At 34.1% G+C, this 16,934-nt stretch carries 15 protein-coding genes, 1 pseudogene and 1 riboswitch; of the genes and pseudogenes, 4 read left to right on the top strand and 12 right to left on the bottom strand.

The window, feature by feature from the left end; translation table 11 throughout:
* Positions 1-32: 32 nt before the first annotated feature.
* The 7 genes and pseudogenes from ACIQ4I_RS12075 to ACIQ4I_RS12045 form a co-directional block, all read right to left on the bottom strand.
* A pseudogene (locus tag ACIQ4I_RS12075) lies at positions 33-413 on the bottom strand (CAP domain-containing protein); the annotation flags it as partial.
* Positions 414-1,217: 804 nt separating this feature from the next.
* Positions 1,218-2,123, bottom strand: coding sequence for a CobW family GTP-binding protein (locus ACIQ4I_RS12070; protein ID WP_403096227.1), 906 nt, complete (start codon positions 2,121-2,123; stop codon positions 1,218-1,220).
* 207 nt (positions 2,124-2,330) lie between these two features.
* Complete coding sequence (locus ACIQ4I_RS12065) at positions 2,331-3,842, bottom strand: lmo1851 family serine protease (protein ID WP_403096226.1); 1,512 nt, start codon at positions 3,840-3,842, stop codon at positions 2,331-2,333.
* Between the two features lie 550 nt (positions 3,843-4,392).
* The gene (locus tag ACIQ4I_RS12060) at positions 4,393-5,688 is read right to left on the bottom strand and encodes a CitMHS family transporter (RefSeq protein ID WP_403096225.1); all 1,296 of its coding nucleotides are present in this window, start codon (positions 5,686-5,688) and stop codon (positions 4,393-4,395) included.
* 241 nt (positions 5,689-5,929) lie between these two features.
* Positions 5,930-6,613 carry a response regulator gene (locus ACIQ4I_RS12055; protein ID WP_403096224.1) on the bottom strand — a complete coding sequence of 228 codons (684 nt, stop codon included), beginning with the start codon at positions 6,611-6,613 and terminating at the stop codon, positions 5,930-5,932.
* Complete coding sequence (locus tag ACIQ4I_RS12050) at positions 6,603-8,204, bottom strand: ATP-binding protein (protein WP_403096223.1); 1,602 nt, start codon at positions 8,202-8,204, stop codon at positions 6,603-6,605. The genes ACIQ4I_RS12055 and ACIQ4I_RS12050 overlap by 11 nt, the downstream gene beginning before the upstream one ends.
* 356 nt (positions 8,205-8,560) lie before the next feature.
* Positions 8,561-8,803, bottom strand: coding sequence for a hypothetical protein (locus ACIQ4I_RS12045; RefSeq protein ID WP_403096222.1), 243 nt, complete (start codon positions 8,801-8,803; stop codon positions 8,561-8,563).
* A 402-nt stretch (positions 8,804-9,205) separates the two neighbouring features.
* Here ACIQ4I_RS12045 and ACIQ4I_RS12040 point away from each other — a divergent pair, with 402 nt between their 5' ends.
* On the top strand, positions 9,206-9,622 hold the full coding sequence (locus tag ACIQ4I_RS12040) for a helix-turn-helix domain-containing protein (protein WP_403096221.1): 417 nt from the start codon (positions 9,206-9,208) through the stop codon (positions 9,620-9,622).
* Positions 9,623-10,077: 455 nt separating this feature from the next.
* Here the strand turns inward: ACIQ4I_RS12040 and ACIQ4I_RS12035 are convergent, their stop codons facing one another.
* The 3 genes from ACIQ4I_RS12035 to ACIQ4I_RS12025 form a co-directional block, all read right to left on the bottom strand.
* Complete coding sequence (locus ACIQ4I_RS12035; protein WP_403096220.1) at positions 10,078-10,359, bottom strand: hypothetical protein; 282 nt, start codon at positions 10,357-10,359, stop codon at positions 10,078-10,080.
* 363 nt (positions 10,360-10,722) lie between these two features.
* Complete coding sequence (gene deoD, locus ACIQ4I_RS12030; RefSeq protein ID WP_403096219.1) at positions 10,723-11,427, bottom strand: purine-nucleoside phosphorylase; 705 nt, start codon at positions 11,425-11,427, stop codon at positions 10,723-10,725.
* A 105-nt stretch (positions 11,428-11,532) separates the two neighbouring features.
* The gene (locus tag ACIQ4I_RS12025) at positions 11,533-11,754 is read right to left on the bottom strand and encodes a YozE family protein (RefSeq protein WP_403096218.1); all 222 of its coding nucleotides are present in this window, start codon (positions 11,752-11,754) and stop codon (positions 11,533-11,535) included.
* Positions 11,755-12,294: 540 nt separating this feature from the next.
* Between ACIQ4I_RS12025 and ACIQ4I_RS12020 the strand changes: the two genes are divergently transcribed.
* From ACIQ4I_RS12020 to ACIQ4I_RS12010, 3 genes are all read left to right on the top strand, one after another.
* A complete protein-coding gene (locus ACIQ4I_RS12020) occupies positions 12,295-13,119 on the top strand; it encodes an SH3 domain-containing protein (RefSeq protein ID WP_403096217.1) in 825 nt (274 codons plus the stop codon).
* A gap of 303 nt (positions 13,120-13,422) precedes the next feature.
* A riboswitch (SAM riboswitch) is annotated at positions 13,423-13,525 on the top strand.
* Between the two features lie 70 nt (positions 13,526-13,595).
* Positions 13,596-14,726, top strand: a complete 1,131-nt coding sequence (locus tag ACIQ4I_RS12015) for a methionine biosynthesis PLP-dependent protein (RefSeq protein ID WP_403096216.1) — start codon at positions 13,596-13,598, stop codon at positions 14,724-14,726.
* Positions 14,713-15,897 (top strand): aminotransferase class V-fold PLP-dependent enzyme, encoded by a 1,185-nt coding sequence (locus ACIQ4I_RS12010; RefSeq protein WP_403096215.1) that lies wholly within the window; start codon positions 14,713-14,715, stop codon positions 15,895-15,897. Before ACIQ4I_RS12015 ends, ACIQ4I_RS12010 begins: the two co-directional genes overlap by 14 nt.
* A 76-nt stretch (positions 15,898-15,973) precedes the next feature.
* Here the strand turns inward: ACIQ4I_RS12010 and msrB are convergent, their stop codons facing one another.
* Complete coding sequence (msrB, locus tag ACIQ4I_RS12005; RefSeq protein WP_403096214.1) at positions 15,974-16,405, bottom strand: peptide-methionine (R)-S-oxide reductase MsrB; 432 nt, start codon at positions 16,403-16,405, stop codon at positions 15,974-15,976.
* Entirely contained in the window at positions 16,398-16,931 is a 534-nt protein-coding gene (gene msrA / locus ACIQ4I_RS12000; protein ID WP_403096213.1) for a peptide-methionine (S)-S-oxide reductase MsrA, read from the bottom strand. Before msrA ends, msrB begins: the two co-directional genes overlap by 8 nt.
* Positions 16,932-16,934: the final 3 nt, after the last annotated feature.

Genomic DNA, 16,934 nt, shown 5'->3' with positions numbered 1-16,934 from the left:
TTTTATATTCATATGAAATTATGAATCTATCATTATTTTTGGATAAATTGTTGTGTCCAGTAGTTACCGTTTGCTGAAAAACCTACGCCGATATGAGTGTATGAAGCATTCATAATGTTAGCACGGTGTCCTGGTGATTGCATCCAAGCTTGTACCACTTCTTGAGGAGTTTTTTGTCCTTGTGCGATGTTTTCGCCTGCTGATTTATATGAAATTCCAAGAGACTTCATTTGATCAAATGGTGAACCGTATGTTGGACTCGTATGATCGAAATAGTGGTTTTTAGCCATGTCATCTGATTTTGCTTTTGCTGATTGCATTAATTTTGTATCAGCTTGTAACGCTGGTAATCCTTCTTTTGCACGTTCAGCGTTTGTTAATGAAATAACTTGTTGCTCAAATTGTGAAGCAGATGAGCTATTAGAATTTGTTGTTGAATTGTTTGATCCTGTATTTGAATTTGTACCTTTGTTTGATCCTGTGTTTGAAGTTGTTCCTTGGTTTGAACCAGTGTTTGGTTTAGTACCTTTATCTGACCCTGTATTTGAAGTTGTTCCTTGGTTTGAACCAGCGTTTGGTTTAGTACCTTTATCTGATCCTGTGTTTGAAGTTGTTCCTTGGTTTGAACCAGTGTTTGGTTTAGTACCTTTATCTGATCCTGTGTTTGAAGTTGTTCCTTGGTTTGAACCAGCATTTGGTGTAGTACCTTTGTCTGATCCTGTGTTTGAAGTTGTTCCTTGGTTTGAACCAGTGTTTGGTTTAGTACCTTTGTCTGAACTATATAAAGAAGCTAAATACTTATCTAGTTCAGCTTTAGTAAATTTTTTAACTTTAATAGTGTTAAGTGAATTATTATTTACATCTACATTCACCCAATTATAAGCTTGATTATATTGCCAATTACAGTTTGACATTGAAGTTTGCTTGGCTGTATCAGAAGTGATTGTTTTAGCCGAAGCTTCCATTGCTCCACTTTGAACTCCCACCATCATTAGTAGGCTTAATGGTAATGCCCATTTTGTCATTTTGTTCATCTTGCATTCCTCCTTGTCTGCATAAAGCTTATCGTACGTATGCGACAAAAAGTTGCCCAATGATTACCACTTTCTCCAAGAGGGGTGTCATTGGGCAGTATTAAAGCATCTTATTTGGTAGATACTTGAAGTCTATCTGCTTATTGCTATTTCGAAAGGGTTGACAGCTTTATAATTTCATAGTCAGTTTAGTAGTCCAATGACTTCTATTTCGCCAACATTCTCGCCAATTATTACAAGGTTTGGATCCATATGGACGTATTCTGGAAGCCATTGAGTTAAACCATATGCATATTGAAAAAGCATCGGATTTTTTATACCTTTTACAGGCACATATCCTTTCATTCGGTAAACAGATTCAGGGATTGTACGTACCCAATTCTCAAATTCCTCTTGTGTAAAATCTACTGATTCAGGGAAAGTGACAAGACGGGAGCTTAAATGTAAATGATGGCCTAAATCTGCTTTATGAATAGCTGAAGGTCTTGCTGTTGCATGTAAACTTTGTAAAAACTTTAAAGGTATTTTAGCATTTGATGTCTGTATTATTTGTGCATGAGGATTTAAACTTTGTAATTCAAACGTAACTTGTGCTCTTTCCGCTTCAGTTAACAAATCCATCTTATTAGCCAAAATTAAATGGGCATGGCGAATTTGCTCCAAAAATAATGTACGTGTTTGAGGAGACATTTTATCTCGTTCTAACCAGCGTTTACTATCTGCAACGGTAACAATCCCTTTAATATTCAATTTGTCGGCAAATAAAGGAGAATAGACTGCATCTAACGCCTCTACTGGATGAGCTGCACCAGTTGTTTCAATAATCAGTACGTCAAAATCAGATTCTGCTAATAAGGATTGAATTTGAGCTTCCGTTTTTTCAGCTCCAGAACAGCATATACAACCGTTTAGCATTTCTTTTAATGGAATCCCTTCCTCCACTGCTTGTGAATCAAAATTCAACTTACCAAGCTCATTCATAATGACTGCTGGTTTTAGGTTTTGTTCTTTTATTTGGCGAATCACATCCACCAACATTGTCGTTTTACCACTGCCTAAAAATCCGCTAAATAAAAATACGTCTTTCATTATGATCACTCCTAAGATATATAAACTATCTAGCTACGATTGCTAGTTATTTGTGTTTCATTTTTTTTGCTATTTTTACAATCTGAAAAAATAAGAATTAGACTAACGCCTTTATTACTCAAAATCTTAGAGTTCAAATCCTTAATAATAAAGAGCTGACAAGAATCCGTCAGCTCTCTTCATGATTATTTAAATAACTAAAGTCATCTACTTGATTTCTGTTTTCACAATTTCCATCGCTTTTTTCAATTGTGGATCGTCTTTTTTAATTTTCAAACGAAGTTCTTCCATCAAAGCATAAGTAGTATCACCTTTTAATACTCCAGTCACTTTTAACTTATGGTCTTTTTGGAACTGTTCAACAGCTACTGTTGTTGAAGAATCGTATAAACCATCGGCTTTGCCTGGATTATAGCCAACTGCCTTTAGCATTTTTTCAGCTGCTTTTACTTGGTCAGAAAGAGATCCTTCTTTTAGCGTCTTATCTGGACTTAAATATGGTAGAGAAGCATAGCTTGGGTAATTTACTTTGTAATCTGGTTGAATTCCTTTTTCATGAATCCAGTTGCCATCTGGTGTTAACCATTTAGCAATTGTAATTTTAAGGTTTGATCCGTCTGGAAGGTTTGCAGCTGTTTGCATAGTACCTTTTCCAAATGATTTCTCACCGACTAATTTTACATTTGCAGATTCTCTTAATGCACCCGCTAAGATTTCGGAAGCTGAAGCACTACCACCGTCTATTAACACAGTAACAGGCACTTTTACTTTTCGGCCACTTTTCGCAGAGACAACTTCTTTTTTACCATTACGGTCTTCAAATTGGACAATCGGTTCGCCAGTTTTAACAAATAAACTAGCGATATCCTCAACAGAATTTACCAAACCGCCTGGATTTTGGCGTACATCAATGACAAGGCCCTTCATGCCCTTACCTTCCATTTCATCTAATGCACTTAATAATTCTTTGTACGTATTATCAGAGAAGCTAGTAATTTGGATATGAGCAATTTTGTCCTTTTCCATTGTTGCATAGACAGTTTCCACTGGAATCTCGTCACGAGTAATTTTCATGGTGATTAATTTATCAGCTCCACCACGTTGAATTTCTAACGTTACAGAAGAACCTTTTTCACCGCGGATTAATAATACAGCCGCTGAAGCTGTCATTCCATCGAGGCTTTTGCCATCAACTTTTTTAATAATATCATTTGTTTTAACACCTGCTTTTTCTGCAGGAGAATTTTTAATCGGTGACACAACAACTATATGACCGTCTTTTTCTTGAATTTCTGCACCGATTCCTTGGAAGCTAGAAGAGATACTTTCATTAAATTGTGTTGCTTCCTCCTTATTCATATAGTCTGAATAAGGATCACCTAATGCACTAATCATACCGTCTACAGCACCATTAACTAATGCATCTGTATCAATGTCTTTGTAATAGCTTTTTGATATTTCATCATAAGCATTAAATAATTTTTGGAATTCGCTATGAGTAGGTGTACGAACTTCTACTACTTTTTCTTCTCCAAAAGTTAAAGCAAAGATTGTGACACCTGAAGTTGCGAGAATTAAAACAATAATCATCATGATAAAAGCGAAAGGTTTCATACGTATGTATTTACCCGCAGGTTTTATTTCTTGGCCGGGTTCTCCTTGTTGCTCTTTTTGTGGCTCATTGTTTTGTTCTGGATCAACTTTTGTTTTATCATCCATCTTGTTCACCACTTTCAATCTAACAGTGTTCAAACACTACTTATACCATAATATCAGGAATTATGCTCCACGAAAAGAAAAAGACTGCCAAATTCTTGACAGTCTTAAAAAATTTCATAATTTGAATAAAATTCATTAATCTATTTTGAGCTATTAAATACTAACAAGTTCACACATTAACTTTTCAATATTGAGATATAGATGTTCCGCTACGGCGCATTCCACTAGCTTGGATTTAATCTCCTCGTTACTACGTCTAGAGTACTGAAAAAGTGTATAAATACAAAAATTTATAGTATTAATCTGTTTTATGCATGATGTGGTATTAGCTTCGCTTTCCGCGGGCGAGCGTTGAGCCTCCTCGCTCACTTCGTTCCCTGTGGGGTCTCACCTGTCTCGCTTTCCCGCAGGAGTCTTCGCTAATTCCACATCAACAAAGATAGCTATAAAAGAAAATTGGTAAAGCATTAAATGTTCGTATATGTTTTATGAATGAAATTAATTTTTCAACTTAATACTTACTTTCTATTTATCTAGTAAAAGCTATTACCTACATTGGTATAATTCTAAATATAACTGCTACTACAATCATTACAATAGTTGTTCCACATGCCCATTTTAAGAAATTACGGTGTAATGCACCGAAATCTTCGCCAACCATCCCTACTAATAGATAAGTTGAAGGAACTAATGGACTTAGCAGATGAACAGGTAACCCTAAAAGAGAAGCTCTTCCTATTAAGGATGGGTCAATACCATAAGCTGCTCCCGCCTTAGCTAATAATGGAAGGACACCATAGTAAAATGCATCATTAGACATAAAGAATGTAAGTGGTGCACTGATTATTGCTGTAATTACTGCAAAATGCGAGCCCATCGAATCTGGGATATATTTAATCATAGAGTTTGCCATGGCATCAACCATATGAGTACCTGATAAAATTCCGGTGAAGATACCTGCTGCAAATACCATAGATACAACAGACAATGCATTATCTGCATAATTAGCTACCCGTTCTTTTTGATCGCTAACTTTTGGATAATTGACTATTAGAGCAATTGCAAATCCGACCATAAATAGGACAACGGCTGGTAGTAATTCTGTAATTAAAGCAACTAGTAAAGCAATTGTTAGTACATAGTTAAAAATAATTAATTTTGGTCTCTTATGTTCTACAATTTCTACTGTTGTAGCCGCATGCTGCGCTACTGTTTGGAAATTGATTTCGATAATGCCAATTCTTTTTCTTTCCTTTTTCCCTACAACATAAGCCATGAATAGAACAAAAAGAACTCCACCAATCATTGTAGGAATTACTGGTGTAAATACATCAGACATTTCTAGATTTAAAGCAGTCATTACACGAGCTGTAGGCCCTCCCCAAGGCAATAGGTTCATTACTCCAGAAGCTGATACAGCAATACCTGCTAATGTGATTGGTCTCATGCCGAGTCTTTTATAAAGAGGAAGCATCGCAGAAATGGTAATCATATAAGTTGTAGTTCCATCACCATCTAACGAAATGAGAAGTGCTAAAATAGCAGTTCCAATCGTGATTTTAACTGGATCACCTTTTACAACTCTAAGGATTGTATTGATAATTGGATCAAATACTCCTGCGTCAATTAAGACACCAAAAAACAAAATGGCAAATAATATCATAATACCCGTAGGAGCAACACTCTTAATCCCCTCTAAAGCCATATCACCCATACCGTTACCAAAGCCACCTATTATGGCAAAAATAGAAGGCACAATAATTAATGCAAGCATGGCTGAAAGTCGCCCAGACATAATTAAAAACATAAATACTATAATCATTAAGAAACCTAATAACGCCAACATTTCAAACACCCCTTAACTATTAAATTAGTTAAATTGTAAAACAAGATGATCGATTTGTAAGCGATTGCAAAATATTGTTTTTTTAAAATATAATGAAAATTTTGTTCATATTGTTCACGACAATTTACATGTGAATGTTGGGGTAAGGTTTCAAAAATCTAACAAAATAGTTCCAGTGACTTCTGCTCCTAAAAAAGACGAAACTGTATTAAAACAATTTCGTCCTTTTCATTTTCAGTTTTTAAATTTTACAATATTTCCGTTCAGGTCTACCTACTGCGCCATATACTACTTCTGCTTTACACGATTTAATCGAAGCCAAATATTCAAGATAACGTCTTGCTGTTGTTCTGGAGGCACCAATCTCAACACCAACATCTTCGGCCGATAGACTTGACGGGCTATTTTCTACCACATTCCTTACCTTGACTAATGTAATTTCATCGATCCCTTTAGGTAAGGATGATTCTTTAATTTCACTGGATGAGGTTGGTGATCTTTTGTAAATTAAATCTACAAAATCTTGATTTACTTCTTCACATGAATGCATTAGCTGATGTTTATTAATATATTCCTCAATGGTTTGTTTGAAACGATCTAATTTTACAGGTTTAATGAGAAAATACTCTACACCATAATGTAGTGCCTTTTCAAACAATTCTTTATCAGTTGCAGCTGTGACCATAATAATATCTGTTTGAGGAAATTGTTGTCTGATGATCGGTAGTAAATCAGTTCCAAGCTGATCAGGCATATAAACATCTAAAAGAAGTAAATCTGGTTGTAGTTCTTCCAAAAGTTGAATTGCTTCTTTTCCGTTTAATGCTTTTCCAATCACTTCTATCTCTTTAAAGGTTCCTAAAAACTTTTCATGAATTTCCGCTACACGAAAATCATCTTCAGCAATTACTGTTTTAATTTTCATCTGTTTCTCCCCCCAGTAAATCTTTTGGAAGATACACTGTAAAGACGGTGTTTTCTATTCCATTTTGTACTTCAATAATGCCTCCCAATTCTTTTACGGCCTTGTCAGTATTGGAAAGTCCATACCCCCTAGGAGACTCCCCTTCTTTTGAAGTAAAACCCATTTGGAATATGGAAGATACATTTTCATCTGAAATTCCTTTTCCATTATCACTTACCTCAAAAATAATATCTTCTCCAATGTCAGTAGCAAAGAACTTGATGGTAGGATTTTTTACGTTAGCAACTGCATCAAAAGCATTATCAATAATATTGCCTAGTATAAGGGTTAACTGTGATAATAAAATATGTTCTGGAAGTTTGTCTAAGTAACTTTGTGGATCAATTTCAAACGCAATTTTTTTCTCTGAGGCTACTCCTATTTTTCCTAATAGAATCACTTGAATTTTCGTATCATTTATCTGTTCGAATACGATTTGATTTTGAAATTGTAGTTCAGAGGTTTCATCTTGAATCATTTCAATTGCTTTATCATACTCCCCTAACTGCATTAAGCCTGAAAGGACATATAATTTATTTGTAAATTCATGGGTTTGAGCTCGTAACTCTTCTGAATAAGTTTTCATTTCAGATAATGTGTTCATCATTTGCTCAATCTCCGTTTTTTCACGGAATGATGCTACAACACCTCTTACAATTTCTTTATCAAGTATAGGTGTACAGCTGACGATCATGATTTTCTGTTTCCAGGACAACTCGATATCTATTTTGGATTCCCCTGATTTCAACACACTATACAGCTGACTTGAAGGGAAAAATTCATCAATCATTAAATTCCGAACACTACCTTTTACACCTAATAATTTTTTTGCGCGTTGATTCATCGATGTAATTTTACCATTTTGGTCTATGGACAAAATACCTTCTTGTACAGAATGTAAGACAGCATTTTTTTCTTTGTATAAATGAGCAATTTCATAAGGCTCTAAGCCTAACATTTCTTTTCGAATACTTCTAGCAAGTAAATAACTTCCTATAATTGAAATAAGCAAGGCTAATAGTGAGATAAAAAGCTCTTTTGAAATATCATTAAATATTTGTTTTTCAATATCCTTTACCAAATATCCAACAGAAACAACCCCAATGATTTCTCCATTCTTATTCAATATAGGCGATTTACCTCTCATGGAGAGACCAAGGGAACCCCTTGCTTCAGAAATATAGGATTGACCTTTTTGAATCGCTCTCTCGTTATCTCCACCGACCATTCGTTTTCCTATTTTATCTGGTTCAGGGTGAGAATATCGGATGCCCTCTTTATTTCCAACAACAATAAATTCTGCACCTGTTCTCTTACGAATTTGTTCTGTTATCGGTTGAATTATTTTAGATGGTTGTTCCGAATCAAATGCATTTATGATTGAGGGCATGACAGAAATCGTTTTCGAAAGTTCTAAAGCTAAACGTCCTCTATCTTCTACTATTTGTTTACCTTCCATATATGTATAGTAAGTTGTTAATAGGATAATCAGAATGAAGCTTAGTGAAAAAGTTAAACCTAGAATCTTTGTTTGCAGTGAAAATTTCCTCATTCATCGTCTTCCTTTATATTTTAATTATAAAAATATTTTATCATTTTAAAGTAAATTTACTAGAACAATAAATAAGATTAATAAGATTGGAGACGAGGTTAATAATGCCGAAAAAGATCTTATCTTTTTCTGAAAACGAGACTGTTAGTCATTTGTCTTATAAAAAAAGAGCGAGCAACATTTTAAATGACATTTTAGGTCACTTTTCGGTCACATGCTCTCTTTTTTTATTTTCTCATTTAAAGAAAGAGCTTAATGAACTCTCTCATTGTTATTTGTCATACTTAGTTTTTTAATAGCATTACGATTACTTCTACTAATTTATATGTTTTTTAATTGTTAATTTACTATACTAATTACCATTCTAAGTCAGGTACTCGTTCAATAAATTTTTCCCCATCAATAAACCCATTCTCAAATAATTCTTCAGCTGTACGGAATTCTTGTGTGTGTGAATCTTTTGAACGAGTTAATAAATAACTTTTTTCTTCACCAAATAGTCGGCTTATCCACCATTCTTCTAATTTATAAAAAAAGTTTAGTTCTTGTTCTTCATCTACTATTCCTTCTTTAAATTCTTTCCATTCTTTTTCGGTCACTTATTTCACCTCTTTATTTTATTGTTTTAGTATCCCTTACCAGGTGCCTATTCTCCTTTTGAATCACTGGATGAATAAAAGAATTTATTTAGAACCTTAATATTTATAAATTTCGGCGAAATGATCAAGGGTTTTATTTATTTTTTTGAAGTATTCAGGGAAAAAGTTATATATGAGGCTATTCTTTATACTCACATAATTATATTTACATATTAATTTTTCGTAAGTATCTATTTCTACTTAACATAGGTATACATTTCTACTTAGGTAAACTACTGATTTAATTTAAGGAAGAATAGGGTAAAATCAAAAAACAGTTAGATATTATATTGTTTTATATAACAGTATACTGATAAAATATTATTCATATACTTTCTACAGCAATAAGAAGGAGCAATTTTTGTGAAAAAGATTAAAGTTAAAGACATATTAGGGCATTCCCACAGCTTAATGAACGATATGGTAATTAATACAGCAAGTCAATTAGAGAATGCTTATGTAATAATTAAGTTAGATGATTTATTGAAAGAGAGAGGAATCACTCAAAAAGACTTAGCATTTTTGACAGGAATGAGAGTGGGTACTATTTCAGAGATAGCTAATGGTAAAGGTATCTCATGGAACAAAGCTCAATTACTTTCTATAATGTCTGCTCTTAAATTAACTAGTTTCTCTCAATTATATGAAATTAGATTAGAACCTACTCAGTGTGAGGAATATGAAAATGAATCGACAGAATGGATAGCTACCAAAGAAATGCCTAACACCGTAAAAGATATGTATAGAGAAAATTTATTAAAATCTAGAGGATTAGATTAAATCAGGCGAGAAGAATTAATAAAAAAGGTAATTAATCATCAGAACTTAGATGACTAATTACCTTTTTCTTATCAAGTATACGTAAGAGTTCAGGAATATATTAAGCTCTTTAAATCGAGTAGAGGCTAAATTTTTTTCAAAAGTTGTTTTCATACAGCAAGGGTATTTACAAAATAGAAGAACTTGAAAACCTTTCCGTGAATAAACGGTATTTTGCAAATTTTTTCTTTCCTTCTATTGATACAGTGATAATTGGGAATTAGGAATTTTGTTTTCCCGTTTATTGTAAAACAGCAGCAGGTTTTAAGAAATGCAAGGAGAATTATTGAAGGAAATTACTTATTTATTCAACAGTAAAAAATGAACGACAGGAGTACAAGTTCATTTTGATGGAGAAAAAGCACACCCTTATTTTAAATATGGAAGAAGATCCTCCTTATAACTAGTTAATAGAGTTACCCAATTTTGGCATCAATCATTGTTACTTTTCCGTTTTTGTCGACTTTATCAGTACCACTCTCTAAATTAGATTTCTTCTCCCACTTAATATAGTAAGTGTTCCCTTTCACTTCTACAGATAGAATAGTTGGCGAACCATTACCATTCGTATGCTTATCAATAACTAATTGTTCAGCTTCTTTTTGAGGTAGTGTATCCTCTATGTTAGAACAACCAACTAATGTTAATAGAAACAAAAGCAATACTACTAAACAAGTGTAATTTTTTCTAATTTTCAATCAATTCACCCCCCTTTTTTTTTGCATAATTGTATATTTTCAAAAGTATATAAATGTAAATATTAATAACGAAATTTTCTATATATTCAAAGTATAAATACACAAAGTAAATATTAAGCTGATAATAGTCAGGACATTTGCAAACAATATAAATATCAAAGTTATCCAAGAACAGCTAGGACACAAAATATAAGTGAAACGCTAGATACGTATTCCCATATTGATATACGTCAGAAGAACAAGCAACGCAATTATTTAATGAATTAAACCAATAAAAAAGTGACCAATTATAACCACTTTTTTTGAAAATGGTCACTTTTGGTCACTTGTTAAAAAGTTCAAACCCACGAACCCTTGCTACAACTAGTCTTGAATAGCCGCTTCAAGCGCTACAACGATCATATCATTGAAAGTTGTTTGACGTTCTTCAGAAGTTGTTGCTTCACCAGTTAATAGGTGGTCAGATACTGTTAATACTGCTAGAGCTTGACGGTTAAATTTAGCTGCTAAAGTATATAATGCTGCTGCTTCCATTTCAACTGCAAGAACTCCGTAGTCAGCTAATTTTTCGTTTTGGTTATCTTCACCATAGAATAAGTCAGCAGTGTAAATATTACCTACGCGTAAGTTAAGACCAGCTGCTTCCCCTGCTTTGTGTGCTTTAAGTAATAAATCGAAATCAGCTGTTGGTGCATAGTCGATTCCTTTGAAAATGATTTCGTTCATTTTAGAGTCAGTTGTTGCTGATTGTGCAAGGATAACGTCACGTACTTTCACATCACGTTTAAGTGCGCCACAAGTACCCACACGGATTAGCTTTTGGCAACCGTATTCTTGCATTAACTCTGTTGTGTAGATCGAAATTGAAGGCACACCCATTCCTGTTCCTTGTACAGAGATACGTTTTCCTTTATATGTACCAGTGTAGCCGAACATGTTACGTACTTCGTTATATTGAGTTACATCTTCCAAAAAAGTTTCTGCAATATATTTTGCGCGTAATGGATCTCCTGGTAATAGTACGATTTCAGCAATTTCGCCTTGCTTAGCGTTAATGTGGATGCTCATAGTTTATCTCCTTTTTCAGTTCATGTTTAAATTCATTTCGTATTCATATCATTTACTTCAAATACTTTTCCTATTGTATCAAGAATGTCTGACATCTGACAAATATTATTCAAAATATTTCTCTTCGTATAGTTGCCAAAGTTCATCAAAAACAACCGCACTCATTTCTGGATCTGCTTTTTCTTCTATATATCTAGAAATGGTTTGAAAATCCTCGTCCTGTTTTGGAAAACCGTGATCGTGAAAAGCAGCTTCACCAAAGTCTGCTTTTGAATCGTTTTTTCCTCCTCTGAAAGTTACAATAAAATGATAAAATGATGGTATCATATCTTTTCCTGCCTTTTGTTTCATTATATATTACGAATCAACTATCTAAAAAACGCATTTTCTGCATTAAATAGGATTTTCTACCCTCTACCAATTTATTTGATTATATCATGAGAAATATTATTAGTTCTCATTTTTTTACACTGTATAGTTCAAAAAACAATACTCCTTAAAGGAAGTAATACTAGTATGTCAATAATCCTTTCGAATATCACAATAAATCCATTGAAATAATCTCATCAATCCTACATTAGACTATCGATTCGAAAACAACTGTATCAAAATTAGCGATAAAACTTATCAAAATGCAATAATTACAAGCTATTTAGCAATACTCCCCATCGTATTAAAAACATATTAACAGTAATGAAGTCTTCGAAAAAAATCTCTCCAACAATCCTTTGTTTTTTTCATTAAATTGGAAACCTTCTAATTATCTCTTCGTTCTATTACTCGGATGCGTTACAAATACAAATGAAAACATGAAATCGACGCATCACTACCCTATTTAGGTAGTTTTTCAATGAGGAGATGATTTTAATGAAAATAGTAAAAACTTTACTATCTTTCATGGTCATGTTTGCCACTTTAATTACTTTTACAGCAAACAGTGACGCAGCAACAACAAACACAATGAGCGCAAAAGTAGCGAATAGCGTATATGTTCGCTCACAACCTTCTGTAAATGGGAAAAAAGTTGGAACACTTTGGAAAGGTGACACTGTTGTTGTATATAGCAAGTCAAAAACTGGCTGGGCAAAAATCAAATTCAACAAAAAAACAGCTTATGTATATTCATCTTATTTAACATTTGCTAAGAACACAGAAAAAAACAAAGATCAAAATCAAACAACTGCAATTACAGGTACAAAACAAGTAACTACTAAAAAAACTACTACAAAATCTACTAGTACTTCAACAAGTAAAAAAACAACATACCGTCCTGTAACAACAAACACTTACTACTATGTTGAAAACGGTAAAAAAGGTAAAATGTATTCAACAAACAAACGTAATTCAACTGGTTGGACTTATTGGTATAAACAAACAGGTACTGACAAGAAACAAACTATTTTAGTTCGTGAATCTGCAAAAGGTTTAGATTACAAGTTTGCAAAAACAGGTACTGTTCGCCAAATCGCTTACCCTTTTACGAAAGGACAAGTATTTAAAGCAGATACAAAAAACAGCAAAATTGTTTCTATTCAAAACAAAATGACAGTAAAAGCTGGTACTTTTAACACTGTTGTAGGCGTTAAAGCTGCTGATGGTTCTATTACTTACTATGCTCCAAATGCTGGTGCAATTAAAACTGTTAAAAATAAAAAAGCCACTTTTGAATTAACAAAAGTAACAACTAAATAAAGTGAAAACTTCACTTAAGATTGAGAGTTTTTCATTCCCGTCTTGAGTGAGAGTTGTACTAATCGTACTAACTGTTAATGCGGGATAACCTTAATCTTGGGCTACTTAAAATGTGTAAAAACCACTTTTTAGGTAGCCCTTCTTACGAATTAATTTACGATTGCTACTATTATTCATGCAAAAGAAATCGTGCGGCAGATTATAGATATAAACTTTTCTGAATATTACATTATTCTATTGCATAGCATTGCTTAAAGTGTTAATATTTCATTAATTAAAACTTTTCCTACAATTAAATTTGAATTCTTATCCAGAGAGATGGAGGGACTCGGCCCTGTGAAATCTCAGCAACCACCATTTTTGGTAAGGTGCTAATTCCAGTAGATGTATGTCTAGCAGATAAGAAGATTGACTTTCGTTTTTTTAGGTCCTCTTCTTAAGAGGGCCTTTTATTTTTTATAAAAAGGATGATGAAAATGACAGAAAACCATATTTCAACTCGCTTAGCACAAATCGGGACCAATACGGATCCTAACACAGGTTCTATTAATACACCTATTTATCTTTCGACTGCTTATCGCCATGCAGGGCTTGGCCAATCAACAGGCTATGATTATACACGTACAAAAAACCCAACTCGTTCCGTTTTAGAAGAGGGTATTGCTAATTTAGAAAGTGGAGATGCTGGCTTTGCATGTAGTAGCGGGATGGCTGCTATTCAATTAGTGCTTTCCCTATTCAAAACAGGCGACGAAGTCATATATACCGATGATATATATGGTGGTACATATCGACTTGCCGTTCAATATGAACAACAATATGGCATTAAAGCTCAGTTCACGCCTTTCCAATCTGGTGCTGAAATTGAAGCGTTAATTAATGATCAAACAAAGGCTCTCTTTATTGAAACACCGACAAATCCATTAATGCAGGAAATTAATATTATTCAATATGCAAAACTGGCCAAAACACACAATCTTCTACTGATTGTTGATAACACTTTTTTAACTCCATACTATCAACGACCAATTGAGCTTGGTGCAGACATTGTGATTCACAGTGCTACAAAATATATAGGTGGACACAATGACGTGCTTGCTGGGCTTGTTGTTTCAAAAGGAGAAGAACTTTCAGAAAAACTACTTTATAACCATAATGCATCAGGTGCAACACTTGCGCCTATTGATAGCTGGTTATTACTAAGAGGTTTGAAAACACTCCATGTTCGTATGAAACAACATACAGAAAACGCAAAGAAAATCGTTACTTACTTAGAACAAGAGCCTTTAGTAAAAGATGTTTTATATGCTGGATTAGGTGGTATGGTATCTTTCCGATTAAAGCGTTCGGAATGGGTAGGACCTTTCCTACAAAACTTACAATTGATTGCATATGCAGAGAGTTTAGGTGGTGTTGAAAGTTTTATCACCTATCCTGCAACACAAACACATGCAGATATACCTGAAGAGGAACGCATAGCACGTGGGGTCGATAATTCGCTCTTGCGGTTTTCAATTGGCATCGAAGAAGCTGAAGATTTAATCGCTGAACTGAAAAAAGTTTTTGCTACTATTCAAAAAGAGGTGACGATTCATGACGCAAAATAAACAATCCATCGAAACAAGCTTAATCACTGCTTCTACAAGAAGTGATTATGAACAAAAAGCAGGCGCAGTAAATGTGCCAATTTATCTTTCTTCTACATTTGACCAAGAACACTTTGATTCATTTGGTCCTTATGATTACAGCCGATCCGGTAACCCGACTCGAGATGCACTTGAAAAAACAATTGCCGAACTCGAAGGTGGCACACGAGGATTTGCCTTTTCTTCTGGCATTGCAGCTATCTCCTCCGCCCTTCTTACTTTAAATGCAGGTGACCATTTAGTCGTTACGAGTGAAGTTTATGGTGGAACTTATCGATTTGTTACACAAGTATTAACGAAATATGGCATCACACATACATTTGCTGACTTTACAAACCTACAAGAAGTGGAAGCAGCCATTCAACCAAATACGAAGGTTTTATATGCTGAAACACCCGCAAACCCTTTACTAGGCATTACAGATATTCGAGGAATTGTTTCGATAGCCAAAAAACATGGTTTAATTACTTTTGTTGACAACACATTTATGACACCACTTTATCAACGACCTTTAGATTTAGGAGTGGATGTAGTTCTCCATAGTGCTACAAAATTCTTAGGTGGGCATAGCGATATTATAGCAGGTTTAGCTGTAACAAAAGATGAAGAACTAGGCAAGCAAATTTACTTTATGCAAAATTCAATGGGTGCAATTTTAGGTGCACATGATTCCTTCTCATTAATTCAAGGAATTAAAACACTAAATGCACGTTTAACACAATCATCACAATCTGCATTGAAGATTGCTTCCTATCTTGATCAGCATGAACTTGTAGAAAATGTCTATTATCCTGGTTTATCAAGTCACCCTGGTTATGAAATTCATGGTAGCCAAGCTTCTAACGCAGGAGCTGTACTATCCTTTACCTTACCTAATCGTGAATTAACAAAAGCTTTTGTAGAACATTTACAAATTCCAATCTTCGCAGTTAGCCTTGGTGGTGTTGAATCTATTCTTTCATATCCTGTAACCATGAGTCATGCAGCTATTCCGAAAGAAGAACGTGATAAACGAGGGATCACGGAAGGTCTTCTACGTTTCTCTGTTGGCCTTGAAAATGTTGACGACTTAATTGCTGATTTTGAACAAGCGTTTCATGTTGCAAAAAAACAAATAACAGTTTCAAAATAATAGAAAAAGCTGATGACCTGTCCATAACAGGTACATCAGCTTTTCTTCTATTATAATCGATAGAAACTTCTACTTCTTATGATTCAAATAGCTTTAGGTAATCTGCATATCCTTCTTGTACAAGTTGGTCTTTTGGAATAAAAAGTAATGAAGCAGAATTAATACAATATCGAAGCCCACCCGTTTCCCTCGGACCATCTGTGAAAACATGTCCTAAATGTGAATCAGCATCTTTGCTTCGAACTTCAGTACGTCTCATGCCAAAACTAGTATCAAAATGCTCAGTAATTCCTGTACTCTCTACTGGTTTTGTGAATGCTGGCCAGCCACAACCTGAATTATATTTATCTTTTGAAGAAAATAGCGGTTCACCTGAAACGATATCTACGTATAATCCTTCTTCAAAATGTTCATCAAACTCATTTTGAAATGGTGGTTCTGTCCCTTTTTCTTGTGTTACATGATATTGCATTGGTGTTAATTCTTTTAGTCTATTTTCTTTATTCATCATGTTCCCCCCAATGTTGTTGCTGAAATGCAACCCGTCCTGAGCCAACAGAATAGAGTTCATAATGTGTTGGGTTTTTCTTATAATAATATTGGTGATAAGGTTCCGCTTCATAAAATGGATTTGCTTCTAATATTTTAGTGGCAATTGGCATTTTAAATTTCCCTGACTCTTCTAGTGCTTTTTTAGATGCTTCTGCAATTTTCTTTTGTTCTTCGTCATGATAAAAAATAGCAGTCATATATGATCTTCCTCTATCATGAAATTGTCCACCAGCATCTGTCGGATCAATTAACGTCCAATAAGTTTCAACCAATTTTTCATAAGAATAAACTTCTGGGTCAAAAGTAATTTGTATCGCTTCAAGATGCCCTGTTAATTCAGAACATACTTGCTGATAACTTGGGTTTTCCACATATCCCCCTGTGTAGCCAGAAATGACAGATTCAATACCAGGATGCTCATCAAATGGTTTTACCATACACCAGAAACACCCACCTGCAAATGTTGCTTTTGCTTTTGCCATACT

The organism is Rummeliibacillus sp. NPDC094406, assembly GCF_044763875.1.
Lineage (GTDB): Bacteria > Bacillota > Bacilli > Bacillales_A > Planococcaceae > Rummeliibacillus.
This window is presented reverse-complemented; position numbering and strand designations above follow the sequence as displayed.

Excerpts from the sequence above, each read along its gene's own strand:
- ACIQ4I_RS12020 (WP_403096217.1), top strand. The coding sequence starts at position 12,295 with ATGAAAATAGTAAAAACTTTACTATCTTTCATGGTCATGTTTGCCACT.
- ACIQ4I_RS12070 (WP_403096227.1), bottom strand. The coding sequence starts at position 2,123 with ATGAAAGACGTATTTTTATTTAGCGGATTTTTAGGCAGTGGTAAAACG.
- ACIQ4I_RS12025 (WP_403096218.1), bottom strand. The coding sequence starts at position 11,754 with ATGATACCATCATTTTATCATTTTATTGTAACTTTCAGAGGAGGAAAA.
- ACIQ4I_RS12015 (WP_403096216.1), top strand. The coding sequence starts at position 13,596 with ATGACAGAAAACCATATTTCAACTCGCTTAGCACAAATCGGGACCAAT.
- deoD (WP_403096219.1), bottom strand. The coding sequence starts at position 11,427 with ATGAGCATCCACATTAACGCTAAGCAAGGCGAAATTGCTGAAATCGTA.
- ACIQ4I_RS12060 (WP_403096225.1), bottom strand. The coding sequence starts at position 5,688 with ATGTTGGCGTTATTAGGTTTCTTAATGATTATAGTATTTATGTTTTTA.
- ACIQ4I_RS12055 (WP_403096224.1), bottom strand. The coding sequence starts at position 6,613 with ATGAAAATTAAAACAGTAATTGCTGAAGATGATTTTCGTGTAGCGGAA.
- msrA (WP_403096213.1), bottom strand. The coding sequence starts at position 16,931 with ATGGCAAAAGCAAAAGCAACATTTGCAGGTGGGTGTTTCTGGTGTATG.
- ACIQ4I_RS12010 (WP_403096215.1), top strand. The coding sequence starts at position 14,713 with ATGACGCAAAATAAACAATCCATCGAAACAAGCTTAATCACTGCTTCT.
- ACIQ4I_RS12065 (WP_403096226.1), bottom strand. The coding sequence starts at position 3,842 with ATGGATGATAAAACAAAAGTTGATCCAGAACAAAACAATGAGCCACAA.
- ACIQ4I_RS12050 (WP_403096223.1), bottom strand. The coding sequence starts at position 8,204 with ATGAGGAAATTTTCACTGCAAACAAAGATTCTAGGTTTAACTTTTTCA.
- msrB (WP_403096214.1), bottom strand. The coding sequence starts at position 16,405 with ATGAATAAAGAAAATAGACTAAAAGAATTAACACCAATGCAATATCAT.